This window comes from Hominimerdicola alba, from assembly GCF_900112155.1.
Taxonomy (GTDB): domain Bacteria; phylum Bacillota; class Clostridia; order Oscillospirales; family Ruminococcaceae; genus Hominimerdicola; species Hominimerdicola alba_D.
The window spans coordinates 1-1799 of record NZ_FOKQ01000095.1 but is presented as its reverse complement, the minus strand read 5'-3'; the positions used below and the strand labels follow the sequence as shown (position 1 = coordinate 1799).

The 1799-nt window shown below is 43.5% G+C and carries 1 protein-coding gene; it reads right to left on the bottom strand.

Annotation, left to right across the window (positions count from 1 at the left end; all coding sequences use genetic code 11):
• Positions 1-334: 334 nt before the first annotated feature.
• Positions 335-1528 (bottom strand): IS21 family transposase, encoded by a 1194-nt coding sequence (istA, locus tag BM265_RS19450; protein ID WP_074963563.1) that lies wholly within the window; start codon positions 1526-1528, stop codon positions 335-337.
• Between the last annotated feature and the right edge of the window lie 271 nt (positions 1529-1799).

The following is a 1799-nucleotide window of genomic DNA, read 5'->3' as shown; positions in this document are numbered from 1 at the left end:
TCTCTTGTTAATGTAAAGTCAGTTTTGATGCGATGCTAATAAAAACCGCCTTGTAATGGCTGACTTTACATTAACTGCCTCTTAACATTAAATCTAAAGACAGGTGTGACTGCGAATACTCGCTATGAGACGCAGCTGAATGAAAGCTACCGTGAACTTGCTGAATACTACGGCACTGCCATTGTTCCAGCTCGTGTACGCAAGCCGCAGGATAAAGGGCTCGTTGAACGCTCCGTTGGTTTCTCAACGACTTGGATAACCGCTGTTTTGCGTGAACGCAAATTTTACTCTTTTGCAGAAGTCAAAGATGCTGTTGCAGAACGCCTTGAAGTCATCAATACCAAGCCTTTTCAGAAGCGTCCCGGCAGCCGCAGAGAAGCTTATCTATCTGAGGAAAAGGAAGGCAGTAATGAGTTTGATTGTGACGATAATCACGTTCATATTCAGCGATAATATCTCCGTCGCATATCATTCTAACTTTGTTGCCGCTGCCTTTGACAGTTATCGTTTTTGAGCTGTACCGATACGGGACGGAATACTTGTTGTGATCAAACTTCACAAGCGAAAAGTCATCGGCTTTTACCTGAATGGTATTGGATGTATCGAACCGATAAGGCGGCAGAGGTATCCAATGCCCACCGCAGTTTTCAGACATTTCTCCGACGGTCATGCTTTTTCCGGAAATCCTATGGTTCCTGTACTTATGACAGTATTCAAGCAGCTGAGCATTAAGATTTTCGACGGAAGATATCTTCGGTATCGGCACAAAGAAATTTCTTCTTACCAATCCTACCAGACCTTCCACAAGACCTTTTTCATGTCCCTGCGCAGGATTGCAGAACACCGGTCTGAACGAATAGTGAGCCGACAATGCCAGGTACTTATCTGTTGCCTTAGCGTGATGACCGAAGCCTTCCTTTACCGCAACTCTTGCATTGTCAAAGATGATCTTTCGGGGAGTTCCACCAAAATATTCAAGACCCTTTACAATGCCTTCTAAAAAGCTCTCCTCATTCTGACGATAAAAGGCGGTGACGAAAATATCTCCGCTGAAACACTCGCGCATACACCATATCTGTATCTTCTGCTTTACCCCGGCAAGTACGATCGTCGCCTCGCCCCAGTCTACCTGTATAGCCTCAGCAGGCTCATAGGAGAGAGGAACAAATACGTTGCTTATCCTTCCTCTAAGCTCGACTACAGCACGTCTCACAGACGCTTCACAGCCTTCAAATCCAAGCTCGGATACGAGTCTCTCATATATCCTGCGTGCAGTATGACGCTGCTTTTTAGGTGCCGTTTTGTCCGCTTCAAGGCAGCTTATTATGAATATCCTGACCTCATTAGTAATGACATCATTTTTTCTGCCGCTTCCGGGCTTACGATCCCAAGGAACAGTTTGTCCTTCCCAATACTTCTTGACGGTATTTCGGGATACACCCAGCATCTGTGCCACCTTACGCTGACTGTAATCAGTATGTTCATGATAATATCTGATCTTTTCATAGATCTCCATTGCTATTGCCACTCCTTGTTCCTCCTGTACATAAGCTTCTCTTATTATACAGGATTTTTGTTTTGGTGGCTCACTTTTTTATTATCATTTTGCGCCAAAGTGGCTCAGTTTTATTTTAGCATATATATGCAGAAAAATATATTGATGCCGTGAAAGAAAACGATGAACAATTTGAATCAGACTATGATGAAATGGAGCTTCCTGTAACCAAACAAATCAAGGGGTTGCAAAAAAGAACACCTCAGTGTAGAATGTAAATACTGACGATGCGAAAGTTAGTAAT